The sequence below is a fragment of the Kitasatospora purpeofusca genome, from assembly GCF_036010405.1.
Lineage (GTDB): Bacteria > Actinomycetota > Actinomycetes > Streptomycetales > Streptomycetaceae > Kitasatospora > Kitasatospora purpeofusca.
On record NZ_CP108561.1, the window covers coordinates 7302702 to 7319386 of the forward strand.

Genomic DNA, 16685 nt, shown 5'->3' on the forward strand with positions numbered 1-16685 from the left:
CGGTGGACCGGGGCCCTTCGCGTGCACGGGGACGCGCGACACGCGGGCACGTACGCACGGGCCGGTGTGCACGGGCCCGCGCACACCGGCCTCGCACGCGTGTGGGCAGGTAGGGGCGCGACAGGGGCTCGCGGCGGAGGCCCGCGCGGGGGCGTCCCACCGGCCGTTCGGGTGACAAAGCCGCGCCGAAACGCCGCGCGAGAGTGGTCGTCGGCCGTAAAGCCCCTGAGCCAAGCCGATAGTGATGTGTGATCAGTTACGCTCACGGCCGCGTCCGTCCAGGTGGCGCGCGCCCGTAGTGCCCACGACACACCCACCCACCCCCGCGCCGAGCACGTCCGGCATGCCGTCGTCCCGGCCTGCCCGCTCCGCCGCGGTGCCCGGCAGAGAGAAGGCCGACCGTTGAGCAGTCCCCCCGTGGCCCGCACGCCCCGCCTGCCCCGCCTGCCCCGCCTGCCCGGGCTCGCCCCGGCGAGCCCGTCGGCCCCGGCCCGGGCCGTCCCCCGAGGGGTCCGTGTGCCGCGGCTGCTGCTGCGGGCCACCACGACCGCGTCGGCCGTGCTGGGGCTGGCCCAGACGGTGCTGGCCGGCAGCTTCCTGAACGGCCACTACGAGGCGCTCCGGGCGCACGAGCTGACCGCGATGGCCCTCGGCGGTCTGCTGATCGCCCAGCTGCCGGTGGCCGCACTGGTCCGCCGGGGCGGGGGAGCGGGCGGCGCGCGCGGGCCGTGGTGGCCGCTCGGCGCCACCGCGCTGCTGCTGGCCGCGTCCGGGGCGCAGACGGGGACCGGTTACGAACGGGCGGTCGGCGTGCACGTCACCCTGGGCGTGCTGCTGGTCAGCGGACTGCTGTTCGGCCTGGTCGGCGCCTGGCGGCCGGCCCCGGTGCCCCCGGCGACGTCGGAGGCCGAGCCGCTCGCCGAATCCGAATCCGAATCCGAATCCGAATCCGGGACCGGCTCCGGTACCGGCGGTACCGGCGGTACCGGCGATGGTGGCGACGGCGGCTCCGGCCGGCTGCCCCGGCCCACCGCTGCGGGGGCCGACGCGGTGGAGGTGGCGCCGTGAACCGCCGCCGGTTCCTCGGCGCCGGCGCGGCCGTGCTCGGCGCGGGCGCTGTCGGAGCCCTCGCCGGCCCGGCGACCGCCCGACTGCTGGCCGAGGCCCGACCGGGCCGGCTGCTGAGCAGCGAGGTCCCGCTGCCGGCGGCGTTCCAGGTGCCGCTTCCCGTTCCGGCGGTCCTCGCCCCCGTCCACTCCGACGCCACCGCGGACCACTACGAGATCACCCAGCAGATCGCCCGGCTGGAGATCCTGCCCGGTCTGCGCACCGAGGCCTGGACGTACGGCGGGACCTTCCCCGGCCCGACCCTGGTGGCCCGCTCCGGCCGGGAGATGATGGTGCGGCACCGCAACGAGCTGGCGGTGCCCACGGTGGTCCACCTCCACGGCGGTCACACCCCGGCCGAGAGCGACGGCTACCCGGTGGACCTGCTGCTCCCGGTCGGCTCCTCCGCCGACCGTTCCACCTGGGCCGCCCATGCCGACCACGCGGACCATGCGGACCACACGACGGCAGGCATGGCAGGCATGGTCGGAATGGCCGGAATGGGCGCCGCAGACCGCTCCCGGACCGTCACCGGTGAGCGCACCCACACCTACCCGGGTCGCCAGCGCGCCGCCACCCTCTGGTACCACGACCACCGGATGGGCTTCACCGGCCCCGCTGTCTGGCGCGGCCTGGCCGGATTCCACCTGGTCCGCGACGAGGAGGAGGACGCCCTGCCGCTGCCGCGCGGCGAGCGCGAACTCCCGCTGATGCTCGCCGACCGCTCCTTCGCCGCCGACGGCTCCTTCGCCTACCCCGCCCTCGACGCGGCCCTCGCCGTCCCCGGCGTCACCGAGGACTACATGAACGGCGTGCTCGGCGACATCGTCCTGGTCAACGGCGCCCCCTGGCCGCGTGCCGAGGTCGACCGGGCCCGCTACCGGCTGCGCGTGCTCAACGCCTCCAACGCGCGCCTCTACCGGCTCGAACTCGACCCGCAGCCGTCCGGCGGCGGCGCCCTGGTCCAGATCGGCGGCGACGGCGGCCTGCTGGAGCAGCCGATCGCGCACGACGCGGTCGAGATCGCGCCCGCCGAGCGCTTCGACCTGGTGGTCGACTTCTCCCGCTACCCGGCCGGCACCCAGGTCCGGCTGATGAACAGGTTCGGCAGCGGGCGGACGGAGGAGGTCATGCTCTTCGACGTCTCCTCGCGGCCCGTGCGCGACGACTCGACGGTCCCCGAACGGCTCTGCACGCTGGAGCGGCTCGACCCGGCCGCGGCCGTCACCACCCGGACCTTCGGCTTCCGGCGAAGCCGCAACGCGGGCTGGACGATCAACAACCAGCCCTACGAGCCGGGCCGCTCGCTCGCCCGGCCGGCGCTCGGCTCCACCGAGATCTGGCGGTTCTTCTCGGACGTCCACCACCCCGTCCATGTGCACCTGAACTCCTTCCAGGTGCTGTCCCGCAACGGCAAGGACCCGGGGCCGTACGACGCGGGCTGGAAGGACACCGTGGACCTGCGGCCGGCCGAGGCGGTGCAGGTGCTGGTGCGGTTCACCGACTACGCGGGGACGTACATGCTGCACTGCCACAACCTGGAGCACGAGGACATGGCGATGATGGCGGACTTCGTCGTGGAGTGACCGGCGTTCCCCCGCCCGCTCCCCTACCCGTTCCCTTACCCGTTCGGCGGAGCGCGGGCGGGGCGACCGGACGCCCGTCCCGCCCCGTCCGTCCCGCTCCGCCTCCGGTGCGGGCCGTCCGGTCCCGACATGCCGCGCCGCCGGGCGTGATCTAGCGTCGCGGGGAGGACCGCAGCACGACGGACCCGCAGGACGGCGGATCCGCAGGTCGACAAGCCCGCAGCACGACGGATCCGCAGCACGACGGACCCGCAGGACGGACGCACCGAGGAGTCGCGCATGACCAGTCCGACCGAACGCCGGCGGCGCGGCCGGGCCGCCCGCGACCGCGTACCGCGTTCCGCCCACGGCCCCTGGATCCCCGCCGCCGACCGGCCCGACCCGCTGGCCGTCCTGGCCCGGCAGGCCGAGGACCGGCTCGCCGACCTCGGCCCGATCCGCTACGGGCGGATGGCCGAATCGCCGTTCGCCTTCCTGCGCGGCTCCGCCGCCGTCATGGCCGCCGACCTGGCGGCCGTCCCCGACACCGGTATCACCGTCCAACTCTGCGGTGACGCCCACCTGTTGAACTTCGGCGTGTACGCCTCGCCGGAGCGGGCGCTGCTCTTCGACGTCAACGACTTCGACGAGACCTACCCCGGCCCGTTCGAGTGGGACGTCAAGCGCCTCGCCGCCAGCGTCGCCGTCGCCGCCCGCGACAACGGCCACAGCGAGGAGCAGGTCCGCCGGGCCGCGCTCACCGCCGCGCAGGGCTACGCCACCGCCGTGCGCCGCCTCGCCGGGATGGGCGAACTCGACGTCTGGTACGCCCGGATCGACACCGAGGACATCCTGCCGCTGGTCGGCAAGGCCAGCCGCCGCAAGCGCTTCGAGGCCAACCTGGACAAGGCCCGCCGCCGCACCAGCCTCCAGGCCTTCGGCAAGCTCACCGAGAAGGGCGAGGACGGGCGGCGCCGCATCGTCAACGACCCGCCGCTGATCGAGCGGCTGCCGGAGGACGAGCTGCGCCTGGTCGGCAAGATCTACGGCGACTACCGGGCCACCCTCGCCGAGGACCGCCGCGTCCTGCTCGACCGGTTCCAACTGGTGGACGTCGCCCGCAAGGTGGTCGGTGTCGGCAGTGTCGGCACCCGCTGCTTCATCCTGCTGCTGTCCGGGCGGGACGAGAGCGATCCGCTGTTCCTGCAGATCAAGGAGGCCGGGCGGTCCGTGCTGGAGGAGCACCTGCCGGTCTCCCGGCCGTCCGCCGAGGCCCCGGTGGTCCACGGCGGGCGCCGGGTCGTCACCGGGCAGCACCTCATGCAGGCGGCCAGCGACATCTTCCTCGGCTGGACCAGCGGCCCGGCCGGCCGGCACTTCTACGGCCGCCAGCTGCGCGACATGAAGGGCTCGGCAGTCATCGCCCGGATGACGCCCGCCGACCTGCGCCAGTACGCCGACCTCTGCGGTCGCACCCTCGCCCGCGCGCACGCCCGCTCCGGCGACCGGTTCGCCGTGGCCGGCTACCTGGGCCGCTCGGACGTCTTCGCCGAGGCGATCGCCGACTTCTCGGTCCGGTACGCCGACCGGACCGCCGCCGACCACGCCGAACTGCTGGCGGCGGTCGACGACGGCACGGTGACGGCGCAGCGGGGCGTCTGAGGGGTTGGGCGTCCGGCCAATAGGGCGTCGGATCTATTGGGTGGTCGACCAGTAGTGCGCCCGAAGGGTTGGTCGCCTGACCAATAGTGCTTCCGATGGTGGATCCGAGGGATTGGGCGCCCGACCAATGCGGCATCGGGGCTATTGGGCGTCCGGCCAACAAGGTGCCCGGCCAGACCGCCCCGCACCGGGAGTTCACCGGGCCATTCCCTCCGGGGAATGGCCCGGCGGCCCCGCTCCGGCTACAACTGGCTGTCGTGGACTTTCCCAGCACGCTCCGCGAGCGCCGCACCGGCCGCCGCCTCAGCCAGCTCGAACTCGCCGGCCGGGCGGGCACCACCCAGCGCCACCTCAGCTTCATGGAGTCGGGCCGGTCGGCGCCCGGGCGCGGCATGGTCGTCCGGCTCGCCGAGTCGCTCGACCTGTCGCTGCGCGAGCGCAACGAGCTCCTGCTGTCGGCCGGTTACGCCCCCGTGTACGCGGAGTGCCCGCTCGACGGGCCCGAGCTGGCGCCCGTCCGGTCCGCGCTCGGCCACATCCTGGAGGGTCATCTCCCCTATCCCGCCGTGGTGGTGGACGGCCGGGGCGGCATCGTCGCGGCCAACGCCGCGCTCGGACTGCTGACCGAGGGGGCCGCGCCCGAGCTGCTCGGCCGGGGTGCGAACGCCTACCGGCTCGCCCTGCACCCGGCCGGGCTCGCGCCGAGGATCCTCAACTTCGCGGCGTGGTCCCGGCATGTGCTGGCGGCGACCTCCCACCTGACCGAACTCCACGACGAACTCGAAGGCTACGTACCGCCGTTGAACGCCTCGCCGGCCACCCGGGACCACCTGGGCTTCGCCGTCCCGCTGCATCTGCGCAGCCCGTACGGCGAGTTGCACCTGATGACCACGGTGACCACCTTCGCCACCGCCGTCGACGTCACGCTCGCCGAACTGCGACTGGAGGCCTTCCTGCCGGTCGACGAACCGACGGCCGCCGCCCTGCGCGCCTATGCGGAGCGGGAGTCCGGGGATCAGAGCCCGGGGAACTGGTAGTCGACCGTGATCCTGTCGTTCTCGTCCAGTACCAGCACCTCCACCCCGCCGCCGAGCACCTCCTCCTCGCCCGGGCGCACCATCATCCAGCTGAGCTTGACGGCGTCGCCGACCCGGATCGCCCCGCCCTGCCGGCGGAAGGCGTAGCCGCCGCCGGCCACGAACTCCTCGTGCGCCCGGGCCACCCGCCGCTCCAGCGCGTCGTGGCCGCGCGCCTCCAGCACGGTGTCCGTGAATCCCAGTTCGGCCGCCCGCTCGCGCAGGTCCTCCGGCGGCTGGAGCAGGTGGACGCCGCCCGCCGCCCACAGTTCCTCGACCGCCCGGCGCCGCCGCTCCGGGTCGGGCTCGTTCCAGAGTGCGACATAGCGGTCGGCGATCCCCTGCGCGGTGCCGGTGCCGACGCCGGTGTCGGTGTCGGTGCTGGTCCTCGTGCTCATCGTGACTTCCTCGTTCCCCTCGTGGTCGTCCTTCGCGCCACCCATCCTGGGAGGTGGAGGGAGGCCCGACAATTCCCGGCGGGGAATGCCGACGGCCCGCCCCCGGGACCCGCCCGTCGGCGGGGGAGGGCCCCCGCCGAGTGGTGGATTGCGAACGGTTAGGCCCCCGCCGAACGGGGGTGCCAGGGCTCCGAACGTGCACCAACCACCCTTGCCGACAAAGCTCCTGAGGTGCGATCGGGACGCTGTTCACTTGTCGGACATGTCTTCGACAACCTGATTTCTCGTCAGTAACATGACGAGCCGTGCGGCCGTGCGGGCCGCGCTCCCCCTTGCCACCACCCACCCTCGTTCCCGGGCGGGCGCACACCGTCCGTGCGCCGCCGCCCGTGCGGAACACCCCGCTGAAAGAGCCCCGGTGAAGAGTCCTCTCGTCCCGGCCGTCCGGCCTGCCCTCGCCTCCCTGCTCCTGCTCGGCGTCGCCGCCTGCGGGCCCGCCTCCGGCGACGGACGGGCCGCGTCGGTCGGCATCGACGTGCCGTCCGCCGTCCCCGTCGCCGCCACCGGCGCGGCGAACCCGGCGGCCCCCGCGTCCGGCGGATCCCCGACCGCGCACGCCTCGGCGGCTGCCGCCCGTCCCGCCGGCAAGGCGTCCGCCCCGGCCCCCGGCGGATCCTCCGCCGTCCCGGCCCCGGTCTCCTCGGCCCCGGCGGCTCCCGCCGTCCCGCCGCCGACGGGCGCCGCCCCGCTGCCGCTGCCGGTCGCGGCCGCACAGCCCGGCGCGCAGACCGTGGCCATCGGCACCCCGTCCGCCGACGGGTCCGCCGCCACCCCGGCGGCGGCCACCGACCTCCGGCTCACCGCCTACGACCCGGCCGCCGGCACCGCCGTCCTGTCCGCGCCCGCAGCGTCCTCGGCCCCGGCCACCGCCCCCGCGGCTTCCTCGCCCGCCGCCGTCCCGGCTCTCGCCCAGGCCGTCCAGCCGGGGCGCCTGCTCGCCAGCCCGCCCACCGACGCCGCCCCGCAGGGCGCGCTGCTCGCCGTCACCGCCGTCCACCCCGGCGCCGGCAACACCCTCGGTCTCGCCACCCGCCCGGCCACCCTGCCCGAACTGCTCGGCGCCGCCGAGGCCGACGGCACGGTCCCCGTCGACCCCAAGTCGATCAAGGTCACCCCGCTGGTCAAGGACGTCACGGCCACCGTCGGCCGGGAGAACGGCACCACCAAGGCCGAGGCCTCCGGCACCCTGGAGGTCGACGCCAAGGCCCCGATCCCGCTCCCGGGCGGCGCCACCGCCGAGGCCACCGGCGAACTCGCCCTCCACCCGACCGTCCGCTTCGCCTACCACGGCGCCGGAGTCGGCACCCCGCGCACCGCCTCCATCGGCTTCGACCTCGGCGCCCGCGCCCACTGGAAGGTCACCGGCGACTTCGCCCGCGCCACCGCCGCGCCGGTCCGCGTCCCCTTCGCCAAGCTCCGGGCCAGCCCGGTGCTGACCGTCGCGGGGCTGCCGGTCGTCGTCAACCTCGCCCTCACCTGCTACCTGGAGGTCGGCGCCGACGGCCAGGTCCACGTCGAGGCCGAGCAGGAGGCCACCGGCACCTGGGCCGTCCGTGCCGACTGGACCGGCGGCGGCCGGGGCTGGACATCCTCCGCCGACGCCCCCGACACCAGGGTCTCCCCGGTCCATGTCCGCCTCGACGGCAGGGCCTCCGTCCGCGCCACCCTCGGCACCGAGGTCAGCGTCGGCCTCTACGACGCGGTCGGCGTCGAAGCCACCGTCGCCCCCTACCTCCAGGCCAAGGCCGACGGCTCCCTCGCCGTGGACGTCCCCGGCGGCGCCCCTCGGGTCCAGGGCAGCTGGGGCCTCGTCGGCGGCATCGACCTCAACGGTGCACTGCTCGCCCACCTCAAGATCTTCGGCACCCCGCTGATCGAGGGCCGCCTCCCCCTCCCGGCCTTCCACCGCGAATGGCCCCTCCTCACCGGCACCCTGCCCACCCCCACCCCCAAGGGCTGACCCGCCTCCCCGCCGACCGAACGCCCCTCTGCCGCGAGCTCCGTGCGGCAGGGGGCGTTCTGCGTGCGGAGGTCGAGGGTCCTGTCGCGCAGGAAGTCGGCAGGTCCGACTTCCTGCGCGCGGTGGCGCGATTCGCCGGTGTGGCAGGGCCGTGCGGCCGAACTCCGGACGGCTGCCGCCGGAGGCGTTGTCAGTGGGGCGTGCCAGGATCCGGTTCATGTTGGCGATCACGGTGCGGACGGAAGACGACCGGAACCACCCCCGGCCGGACGCCGAGGCGTTGGGCGGGCTGGTGCGGCGGATCGGGGGGAGGCGGGACAGGTTCCTGGTGGTCGAGCGGATACCCGACGAGCCCGACGTCTACGTGCAGGTGTGGCACGAGAGCGGGGAAGAGTACTCCTTCGAGTACCGGGACGGCAGTGCCGACCGGCACTTCCAGGTGAAGCTGGACGACCCCGAACCGGTGATCGCCGCCATGGCCGCCTGGGCCCGCCGCGAGCCCGGGTGGGGCGAGGGCTTCGCCTGGGAGGCACTGGAGTTGGGGTAGTGGCGGGTCAGCTCATGGACCAGACGGTCGGGTCGTGGGGGACGGGAGGGGAGAGGACCGGTGGGCGGGGGGCGACCGGGAGGGCGGCGGAGGCGCCGGCCTCCAGGGTCACCACCTCCTCGGTGACGCTCGGCGTCGTGCCGGGGGCCACCGGTCCGGAGCGGATCTGTGCGCTGGCCTCGTCCAGCAGGTCGATCGCGGCACCGGGCAGGGCGTGCCCGGGCAGGTAGCCGTGCGCGAGTCGGGCGGCCGCGGCGAGGGCCTCGTCGGTGATCTCGACCTCGTGGTGGTCGATCAGCCGCCGCCGGGCGCTGCGCAGGATCTCCAGGACGTCCTCCGGCGCCGGTTCGGCCACCGGGACCGGCTGGATCCGCCGGTCCGGGCCCGAGTCCCGTTCCCACCGCTGGTGGTCGGCGGAGCCGGTGGCCGCGACGATCGAGACGCCGGGCACGTCGAACACGGGCCGGAAGAAGGCCAGCGCCTCGGCCTGCCCCTCCCGGGTGCGGACGACGGAGAGGGCGTTGTCGAGGAAGAGGATGAGGTCCGAGGACCGGAGGATGTCCTGCACCAGCTCGGCCATCACCTCGGTGAAGCGGCCGTGGTGCCGGGGGTCGGTGAACAGTGCGGTGACGTCGAGCCGGAGGACGGTCCGGCCGAGGAATCGCGCGGGAACGTCCTGGCGGACGACGGCTTGCGCCAGCCCGGCCGCGATGCTGGTCTTCCCCACCCCGGGATCGCCCACCAGCAGCGCGACGTTGCGGGCCCGTCGGCTGAGCACCTGGAGGACGCGGTCGATGTCCGGGCGGCGTCCGAGTACACCTTCGGGTCGCTCGCGGTCGACCGCCGCAGTGAGTTCCCGGCCGAGCTTCAGTAGTGAGCCACGCAGCTTGGGCCGTGCGTCGGACGGTTCGGCCGCCCGCGCGCTCGCGGCGAGGACCTGTTCGCGCAGTTGGCGGAGGTCGACCTTGAAGGAGGTCAGCACCGCCATCGCGCGGCCGTGCTCCGACTTCAGGAGGGCCAGCAGTAGGTGCTGGGGGCCGATGCGGACGCTGTCGAGCCTGGTGGCCTCGTCCAGGACGCTCTCGGCCCTCGCCGTGAACGGAATCTGCTCGTTGCCCGGGACGGGAAGCCGGGCGCTGATCTGCCCCACCACTGCCCTGGCTGGTTCGAGCGACACCCCGAGGGCCGTGAGGGCCTGCTGGGCGGGGCTGTCCGGGTAGCGCAGGAGGGCCAGCAGCAGATGCTCGGTGCCGACCTGGCGGTAGCCCAGTGTTCGGGCCTCTTCCTGTGCCAGGCCGACCACACGCCGCGCGCCGAGGGTGAACCTCTCAAACTCCATGCCGCCCACTCCTCTCCAGCACCGCCAGCTCCTTCCGCGCCCGTACCGTGTGCGGGTGCTGCGTCCCCAGCACCCGGTCCCGTTCCGCGACGAGTTGCCGCAGCAGCGCCGTCGCCTCCTCCTCGGCGCCCGTCAGCGCGAGGTTTCGGGCCAGCATGTGCCGCGTCCGCAGGGTGTCCTCGTGTTCGGCGCCGAGGAGGCGGGTCTGCTCGTCCAGGACGTCCCGCAGGGACGCGGCGGCGCCGGCCCAGTCGCCCTCCAGGGCCTGCTGCTCGGCCGCCGCCTGCTGCTCGCGCAGTGCGGGGGCGACGTTGTCGGCGTAGATCCGGTTGTGGCCGAGGGCGATCAGGTTGGCGTTGTCGGTAGTGCTGTTGAGGGGGACGGGCAGGCCCTCGGCGACCATCAGGCTGACGAGGCGCTGGTAGATGTCGTCGATGGTGAGGTACTCGGGGCCGCCGACGACGCCCTCGCGCAGCAGTCGGATGAGGCGTCCGGAGAAGGCGGTGTGGTCCTCGCCGGGCGGGGAGAGGGAGACCTGGTCGCGCTGGGCGGAGGTCAGCACATAGGTGCCGGAGACTTCCAGCCGGTCGATGGTGCCGGGGTCGCCGCCGACCATGGTGCCGGTGACGGCGCGGCCGGAGAAGCAGCAGTCCAGCACGATGATCTTGGTGGTGGCACGGCTGTTGAGCACCGCGCCGCGCAGCTTGTCGTACTCGATCGAGGTGAAGTCCGGGTCCGCGTACTCGCTGTCGGGCAGCGCGAGGTAGAGGTCGTGCCGGCGGCCGCCGACCAGGCCGTGGCCGGTGAAGTAGACCAGCAGCAGGTCCTCGGCGGCCCGTGCGGCCTCGCGCAGCTTCCGGCCGACCCGGCCGAGGTCGGCGTCGTCGAGCAGGACGGTGCAGTGCTCCTCCGGGACGACCCCGTGGTCCGGGTCGGCGAACAGGGCCGCCAGGTCGGTCACGGTGCGCGCGACCGCCGGGAGGTCCGGCAGGTCCGGGTCCGTGTACGTGCTCGCGCCGACCAGCACGATCCGGGACCGCAGGGGGTCCGGGAGGCGCACCTCAGCCCTGCTCGGGACCGGACGGAGCCGAGCCCTCCAACGCCTGGCCCTCCAACGCCTGGCCCTCCGCCGCCGGGCCCTCCAGCGCGGTGCGCAGGATCGCCTCCAGGTCCCCGGCGCGCACCCGCTCGGCGTCGATCTCCACCGTCCCGCCGTCGGTCCGGCGGATCTTCACCCGGACGTCGCTGCGCCGGGGCTGGGCGAACCAGGTGCGCAGGGAGGAGGCGAGCACCGAGAGCCCGCCGCCGGCGCCGAGGGCGACGGTGACGGTGTCCAGCACCGAGCCCATCTCCCCGGGCCCGGGCGGACGCCCGGTCAGGGTGACCCCTGCCAGGCCCGGTTCGCCCCGGAGCCAGTCGGTCAGCGATTCGGCCTCCGCGACGGTCTCCCCACCGGTCACGGAAATGTGCACGTCCACAGGTGCCCCCCACAAGGCTGGTTCTGGACGGAGTCGAGAGCGGTCGGTCTACTGATCCGCGGGAGCCTCGCGGGAGTTCCCGATCATTGCTCGGGACCGTGGTCCGGGACGAGCAGCCGCAGCGCCCCCGGCACGACGCTGACCTCGACGGGCAGCGGCGCCATGAACTCGCCGTCCGCGTAGGCGGTGATGCCGGGGGAGTCGAGCCGCAGCGAGGTGGTGCGGTGCGTGGTGACCTCGGGGCGGGCGGTGTGGGTGCCCTTGAGCAGGGTGGGGAAGAAGCGGGCGATCCGCCGCCGGGGCATGGCGTCGACGAGGGTGACGTCGAGCAGGCCGTCGGCGGGGTCGGCGTCGGGGCAGATGAGCATCCCGCCGCCGTAGCTGCTGGTGTTGCCGACGGCGGCGAGGGTGAGGTCGCGGTCGATCCGGGTGCCGTCGGCGAGGGTGATGCGGAAGGGCAGCGGGCGGAGGTTGGCGAACTCCACGGCGATCGCGAGGTTGTAGCGCATCCGGCCGCGCGGCCAGCGCAGGCGGTTGGTGCGGTCGCTGACCAGGGAGTCGAAGCCGCTGGCGAGGACGGAGCCGAACCAGCGGGTGGTGCCGTCGGCGGCGGTGACCCGGCCGAGGTCGACGGTGCGGGTGTGCCCGGCGGCGACGGTGTCGGCGGCGGCCTCGGGGGTGTCCCGGGGCAGGCCGTGGGCGCGGGCGTGGTCGTTGCCGGTGCCGGCGGGTATCACGCCGAGCGGGGTGGCGGTGCCGGCCACGGCCTGGAGGGCGAGGTTGATCATGCCGTCGCCGCCGACGACGACCAGGGCGTCGCAGGACGGCGAGGCGACCGCCTCCCGGGCGAGCGCGAGCGACTCGGCGGCGGAGCCGCCCGCCCGCGGGTCCACGGTGATGCCGTGGGCGCGCAGGCGGGCGGTGGCGCGGTGGGCCGCCGGTTCGGCGTGGCCGGCCGCGGCCGCTGGGTTGGTGAGGAGAACGACGCGGGCGATGGTTCTCCGGTCGCTCACGGGATCAGCTTGCCCGGGTTGAGGATGCCGGCGGGGTCGATCTCGGCCTTGACGGCGCGCAGGATGCGCACGCCGAGGTCGCCGATCTCGTCGGCCATCCAGGGGCGGTGGTCGGTGCCGACGGCGTGGTGGTGGGTGATGGTGCCGCCGGAGCGGACGATGGCGTCGCAGGCGGCCCGCTTGGCGGCGCCCCACTGCTGCAGCGGCTCCTCGCCGAGGGCGGCGACCACGGTGAAGTAGAGCGAGGCGCCGGTCGGGTAGACGTGCGAGATGTGGCAGAGCACGAGCGAGCCGGGCAGGGCCTCGGTCAGCGCGGTGGTGACGGCGAACCGCAGGGCGTGCAGGTCGCGCCAGCCGGCGGCGGTCTCCAGGGTCTCGCACAGCGCGCCCGCGTCGAGCAGCGAGTCGCGCAGGTACGGGGCGTTGAACCGGCCGTGCTCCCAGGCCCGGGCGGGGGCCTCGCCGAGCGAGGTGCCGCCGGCGGCGAGCAGGGCGGCGCGGGTGAGCTGGTGGCGGGCGGCGACCTGCTCGGCGGTGCCCTCGAAGACGGTGACCGCGAGGCAGCCGCTGATGGCGGCCTCGCCGCCGATCTTCTCGGTCATGGCCAGGTTGATCATCGTCTCGGCCTCGTCGGAGAGCCGGATGACGGTCGGGCCGGTGCCCTGCTGCTCGACGGCGCGCAGCGCGGCGGCGCCGGTGGTGAAGTCGGGGAACGACCAGGCCTCGTACGCCTTGACGGCGGGCACGGGGTGGACGCGCACCCGGACGGCGGTGATCACGCCGAGGGCGCCCTCGGAGCCGAGGAACAGCTCGCGCAGGTCGGGTCCGGCGGCGGAGGCCGGGGCGCGGCCGAGGTCGAGCACGCCGGTCGGGGTGACCACCCGCAGGCCGCGCACCATGTCGTCGAACCGTCCGTGGCCGGCCGAGTTCTGGCCGGAGGAGCGGGTGGCCGCGAAGCCGCCGATGGTGGCGAAGCGGAAGCTCTGCGGGTAGTGGCCGAGTTCGAATCCGTGCCCGGCGAGCAGGGCCTCGGCGTCCGGGCCGGTGAGGCCGGCGCCGAGCAGGGCCTCGCCGGAGGTCTCGTCGAGGTCGAGGAGCTGGTCGAGCCGGCGCAGGTCGAGGGAGACGACGGCGGCGAACTCCCCGCGCTCCGGGTCGAGTCCGCCGACGACGCTGGTGCCGCCGCCGAACGGCACGACGGCGATCCGGCGCTCGGTGCAGACGGCGAGCAGCGCGGTGATCTCGTCCTCGCTGCCGGGCAGCACGACGGCGTCGGGCGCGTCCTGCGGGTCGCGCGAGCGGCGGCGCAGCAGGTCGGGGGTGGACTTGCCGCCGGCCCGGGGGAGGCGGTCGGCGTCGGCGGTGCTCAGGTGCCCCTCGCCGACGACGGCGGCGAGGGCCGCGAGGTCGTCGGGGGTGAGGGCGGACGGCCGCAGGACGACCTCCGAGGCGTCGGGCCCGGGGGCGGCGTCGCCGGTGACGCCGAGGGCGGCGGCGAGCAGGCCCTTGATGTCGGCTGACAGCTCCTTGGCGAGGGCCGGGTCGCCCCAGGCGTCCCACTTCATCGGGGGGAGCGGCAGGGAGCCCGTACCGGTGGGGGTCGCCGGTGCCGCTTGCTTCTCGGGGGTCATGCGTTACAGTTTTACACATCATGTCAAGTAGTAACGAGCCTCACGAGCGAGGCACCGGGAGCGCCGCCGCGCCTGCCGCCGCACTTGCCGCCGAGCGCGGCCCCGAGCGTGGCACCGACGACGCGATCCTCGACGCCGCCGCCGAACTGATCGTCCAACTCGGCGTCGGACGAGCCCAGTTGGCCGAGATCGCACGCCGCGCCGGGGTGAGCCGGCCGACCGTCTACCGGCGCTGGCCGGACGTCCGCGCCGTGATCGGCGCACTGCTCACCCGGGAGATCGCGGCCACCCGGGACGCCGTCCGGCTCACCGGCACCGACCGGGGCGCGTTCGTCGACGGCGTGGTCGAGGTGGCCGTCCGGCTGCGCGACCACCCGGTGCTGGGCGCGCTGCTGCGCTCCGGCGACTCCGACACGCTCTTCGAGTACGTGGTCGACCGCCTGGGCGCCAGCCAGCGCGGACTGCTGGAGGCGCTGCGGTCGGGGATCGAGCAGGGGCAGCGGCACGGCTCGATCCGGGCCGGGGAGCCGCTCGAACTGGCCGCGATGGTGCTGCTGATCGCCCAGTCCACCGTGCAGTCGCACCGCATGGTGGCCCCGGTGCTGCCCGAGGAGGCCTGGCGGCGGGAGCTCGCCCGGGCCCTCGACGGCTACCTCGCGCCGTAGTACCAGCCCCTAGAGCCCAGTGCCCGCGCACCGCCCGCAGACCGACCGCCTCCGGAGGCCGCAGATGACCACCACCGCCGGGCCCTTCGCCGGGACCGCCCGACTCACCGCCCGCCGCCGCGAGTTGGAGCTCTCCGTGCTCGCCGACCGCCCGTCGGTCGACCTGCTGGTGATCGGCGGCGGCGTCACCGGCGCGGGTGTCGCCCTGGACGCGGCCGCGCGGGGGCTGTGCGTGGTGCTGGTCGAGTCCCGCGACCTCGCCTTCGGCACCAGCCGGTGGAGCTCCAAGCTCGTGCACGGCGGTCTGCGCTACCTCGCCTCCGGCCGGATCGGCGTGGCCCGGGAGAGCGCCGTCGAGCGCGGCGTGCTGATGACCCGCACCGCCCCGCACCTGGTCCGGCCGCTGCCCCAACTCGTGCCGCTGCTGGACGGGTTGTTCCGCCCCGGCCAGGCCGCGCTGGTCCGGGTCGGCTTCCACGCGGGCGACGCGCTGCGGCTGAGCACCGGCACCCCGGGCGGTCTGCTGCCCCGGGTCCGCCGGGTGGGCGCCGACCGCGCCCGGGCCCTGGTGCCGGGTCTGCGCGGCGCCGGCCTGTCCGGCGCGCTGGTCGCCCACGACGGCCAACTCGTCGACGACGCACGCCTGGTGGTGGCACTGGCCCGCACCGCCGCGCAGTACGGGGCGACCGTGCTCACCCGGGTGCGCGCCGAGGAGGTCACCGGGACGGGCGCCCGGCTCGTCGACACCCTCAGCGGGGCGTCGTTCTTCCTGAACGCCCGCGCCGTCGTCAACGCCACCGGCGTCTGGGCGGGCGAGGTGGACCCGTCCGTCCGGCTGCGGCCCAGTCGCGGCACCCACCTGGTGGTGGACGCGGCCGCGCTCGGCCGGCCGCTCGCCGCGCTGACCGTCCCGGTGCCCGGCTCCACCAGCCGCTTCGTCTTCGCACTGCCGCAGCAGCTCGGCCGGGTGGCGATCGGCCTCACCGACGAGGACGCGCCCGGCCCGGTCCCCGACGAGCCGCAGCCCTCCGAGGCCGAGGTCGACTTCCTCCTCGACACCGTGAACGGCGCCCTGGAGACGGCGCTGACCAGGGCCGATGTGCGCGGCGCCTACGCGGGGCTGCGTCCGCTGATCGACACCGGTGACGGCGCCACCGCCGACATCTCCCGGCAGCACGCCGTCCTGGAGTCGCCGAACGGCGTGATCACCGTGGTCGGCGGCAAGCTCACCACCTACCGCCGGATGGCCGAGGACGCGGTGGACACCGCCGTCCGGCTGCGCGAGCTGTCCGCCCGCGCCTGCTGGACCGCCCGGCTGCCGCTGGTCGGCGCGCCCGGCCACCGGGACAGCCGCCCGGTGCCTGAGGGAGAGGTGGCGGCCTCGCTGCTCGCCCGGCACGGCGGGGCGGCCACCGAGGTACTGGCGGTCGGCGAGGAACTCCTCGGCGCCGGGTACGGGGCGCCGGTCGCCGACGGGATCGACGTCAGCCGCGCCGAGATCGCGTACGCGCTCACCCACGAGGGCGCGCTGGACGTCGAGGACGTGCTGCACCGGCGCACCCGGATCGGCCTCGTCGCGGCGGACGCCGAACGCGCCCGGGCGGCCGTCGAGGGGATCGTGGCCAAGGCCTCGGTCTGACCGCGTCCGGCACCTCGGCTCAGCGCCCGGTCCGCTCCGCCATCGGCTGCACGGCCCCGCCGAGGTCCAGCGTGCAGCTGAGCGGCCGCTCCGGCGCGCCCGTCCGCTCCAGCCGGACGGCCAGCGGCCGCGGCGGCTCCTCCGGCAGCTGCGCGGCGAGCACCAGGGGGTACGCCCCGTGCCCGTGGACCCGGTGGAAGGCCACCTCCTTGCCGTCCACCAGCACCTCGGTCTCGGTGATCCATCCGGACCGGACGTTCACTGTGACGGAATGGCCGATCCGGTCGAGGTGGAAGCTGTGCCGCTGGCGCATGGGAGACCTCCGGTGCTGCCCTCCGGGACACGGTCAGTGTACGTCGCAAGTCGGGTGAATTCCCCCCGCGGTGGGGTGATCGGCATGAATGTCATGATCATCTCCTTCGTGCAGGAATCATGATGAAATAACGCTGCGTAGGCGATCTGTTACATGATTGTCATCCTGGGTTGCAGCGGTGGCTTTGCTTGGAGTGAGAGGTTTTCCGAGGTCCCGAACGGGACTGTCTGAT

The 16685-nt window shown here is 74.8% G+C and carries 15 protein-coding genes; 8 read left to right on the forward strand and 7 right to left on the reverse strand.

Features of this window, described 5'->3' with window-relative positions; all coding sequences use genetic code 11:
• Nucleotides 1-402 precede the first annotated feature (402 nt).
• The 4 genes from OG715_RS32000 to OG715_RS32015 all read left to right on the forward strand — a co-directional run bounded on the left by OG715_RS32000 (nucleotide 403) and on the right by OG715_RS32015 (nucleotide 5371).
• The gene (locus OG715_RS32000) at nucleotides 403-1068 is read left to right on the forward strand and encodes a hypothetical protein (protein WP_266273820.1); all 666 of its coding nucleotides are present in this window, start codon (nucleotides 403-405) and stop codon (nucleotides 1066-1068) included.
• Nucleotides 1065-2693: a multicopper oxidase family protein gene (locus tag OG715_RS32005; RefSeq protein WP_266273819.1), complete on the forward strand. Its 1629-nt coding sequence runs from the start codon at nucleotides 1065-1067 to the stop codon at nucleotides 2691-2693. The genes OG715_RS32000 and OG715_RS32005 overlap by 4 nt, the downstream gene beginning before the upstream one ends.
• 279 nt (nucleotides 2694-2972) lie before the next feature.
• On the forward strand, nucleotides 2973-4334 hold the full coding sequence (locus OG715_RS32010; protein ID WP_266273818.1) for a DUF2252 domain-containing protein: 1362 nt from the start codon (nucleotides 2973-2975) through the stop codon (nucleotides 4332-4334).
• A gap of 257 nt (nucleotides 4335-4591) precedes the next feature.
• A complete protein-coding gene (locus OG715_RS32015) occupies nucleotides 4592-5371 on the forward strand; it encodes a helix-turn-helix domain-containing protein (protein WP_266273817.1) in 780 nt (259 codons plus the stop codon).
• On the opposite strand, the gene OG715_RS32020 is transcribed toward OG715_RS32015, so the two are convergent.
• Entirely contained in the window at nucleotides 5350-5808 is a 459-nt protein-coding gene (locus OG715_RS32020) for a hypothetical protein (protein ID WP_266273816.1), read from the reverse strand. The genes OG715_RS32015 and OG715_RS32020 overlap by 22 nt on opposite strands.
• A 418-nt stretch (nucleotides 5809-6226) precedes the next feature.
• Between OG715_RS32020 and OG715_RS32025 the strand changes: the two genes are divergently transcribed.
• Together OG715_RS32025 and OG715_RS32030 are read left to right on the forward strand one after the other, a co-directional pair.
• A complete protein-coding gene (locus OG715_RS32025) occupies nucleotides 6227-7828 on the forward strand; it encodes a hypothetical protein (RefSeq protein ID WP_266273815.1) in 1602 nt (533 codons plus the stop codon).
• 217 nt (nucleotides 7829-8045) lie between these two features.
• The gene (locus tag OG715_RS32030; protein WP_323182222.1) at nucleotides 8046-8375 is read left to right on the forward strand and encodes a hypothetical protein; all 330 of its coding nucleotides are present in this window, start codon (nucleotides 8046-8048) and stop codon (nucleotides 8373-8375) included.
• A gap of 7 nt (nucleotides 8376-8382) precedes the next feature.
• Here OG715_RS32030 and OG715_RS32035 read toward each other — a convergent pair whose 3' ends face one another.
• The 5 genes from OG715_RS32035 to OG715_RS32055 all read right to left on the reverse strand — a co-directional run bounded on the left by OG715_RS32035 (nucleotide 8383) and on the right by OG715_RS32055 (nucleotide 13770).
• Complete coding sequence (locus OG715_RS32035) at nucleotides 8383-9714, reverse strand: Clp protease N-terminal domain-containing protein (protein ID WP_266273814.1); 1332 nt, start codon at nucleotides 9712-9714, stop codon at nucleotides 8383-8385.
• The gene (locus OG715_RS32040; RefSeq protein WP_266273813.1) at nucleotides 9704-10774 is read right to left on the reverse strand and encodes a caspase family protein; all 1071 of its coding nucleotides are present in this window, start codon (nucleotides 10772-10774) and stop codon (nucleotides 9704-9706) included. The genes OG715_RS32035 and OG715_RS32040 overlap by 11 nt, the downstream gene beginning before the upstream one ends.
• A gap of 1 nt (nucleotide 10775) precedes the next feature.
• A complete protein-coding gene (locus OG715_RS32045; RefSeq protein ID WP_266273812.1) occupies nucleotides 10776-11186 on the reverse strand; it encodes an effector-associated constant component EACC1 in 411 nt (136 codons plus the stop codon).
• Nucleotides 11187-11275: 89 nt separating this feature from the next.
• On the reverse strand, nucleotides 11276-12205 hold the full coding sequence (locus OG715_RS32050; protein ID WP_266273811.1) for a diacylglycerol kinase: 930 nt from the start codon (nucleotides 12203-12205) through the stop codon (nucleotides 11276-11278).
• Nucleotides 12202-13770: an FAD-binding oxidoreductase gene (locus tag OG715_RS32055; protein WP_266274636.1), complete on the reverse strand. Its 1569-nt coding sequence runs from the start codon at nucleotides 13768-13770 to the stop codon at nucleotides 12202-12204. Before OG715_RS32055 ends, OG715_RS32050 begins: the two co-directional genes overlap by 4 nt.
• A gap of 86 nt (nucleotides 13771-13856) precedes the next feature.
• On the opposite strand from OG715_RS32055, the gene OG715_RS32060 reads away from it, so the two are divergent.
• A complete protein-coding gene (locus OG715_RS32060; protein ID WP_266273810.1) occupies nucleotides 13857-14501 on the forward strand; it encodes a TetR/AcrR family transcriptional regulator in 645 nt (214 codons plus the stop codon).
• A gap of 64 nt (nucleotides 14502-14565) precedes the next feature.
• Nucleotides 14566-16140 (forward strand): glycerol-3-phosphate dehydrogenase/oxidase, encoded by a 1575-nt coding sequence (locus OG715_RS32065; protein ID WP_266273809.1) that lies wholly within the window; start codon nucleotides 14566-14568, stop codon nucleotides 16138-16140.
• Nucleotides 16141-16159: 19 nt separating this feature from the next.
• Here OG715_RS32065 and OG715_RS32070 read toward each other — a convergent pair whose 3' ends face one another.
• Nucleotides 16160-16453, reverse strand: a complete 294-nt coding sequence (locus OG715_RS32070) for a hypothetical protein (protein ID WP_266273808.1) — start codon at nucleotides 16451-16453, stop codon at nucleotides 16160-16162.
• Nucleotides 16454-16685 lie beyond the last annotated feature (232 nt).

Excerpts from the sequence above, each read along its gene's own strand:
- OG715_RS32030 (WP_323182222.1), top strand. The coding sequence starts at position 8,046 with ATGTTGGCGATCACGGTGCGGACGGAAGACGACCGGAACCACCCCCGG.
- OG715_RS32055 (WP_266274636.1), bottom strand. The coding sequence starts at position 13,770 with ATGAAGTGGGACGCCTGGGGCGACCCGGCCCTCGCCAAGGAGCTGTCA.
- OG715_RS32065 (WP_266273809.1), top strand. The coding sequence starts at position 14,566 with ATGACCACCACCGCCGGGCCCTTCGCCGGGACCGCCCGACTCACCGCC.
- OG715_RS32010 (WP_266273818.1), top strand. The coding sequence starts at position 2,973 with ATGACCAGTCCGACCGAACGCCGGCGGCGCGGCCGGGCCGCCCGCGAC.
- OG715_RS32070 (WP_266273808.1), bottom strand. The coding sequence starts at position 16,453 with ATGCGCCAGCGGCACAGCTTCCACCTCGACCGGATCGGCCATTCCGTC.
- OG715_RS32060 (WP_266273810.1), top strand. The coding sequence starts at position 13,857 with ATGTCAAGTAGTAACGAGCCTCACGAGCGAGGCACCGGGAGCGCCGCC.
- OG715_RS32020 (WP_266273816.1), bottom strand. The coding sequence starts at position 5,808 with ATGAGCACGAGGACCAGCACCGACACCGACACCGGCGTCGGCACCGGC.
- OG715_RS32035 (WP_266273814.1), bottom strand. The coding sequence starts at position 9,714 with ATGGAGTTTGAGAGGTTCACCCTCGGCGCGCGGCGTGTGGTCGGCCTG.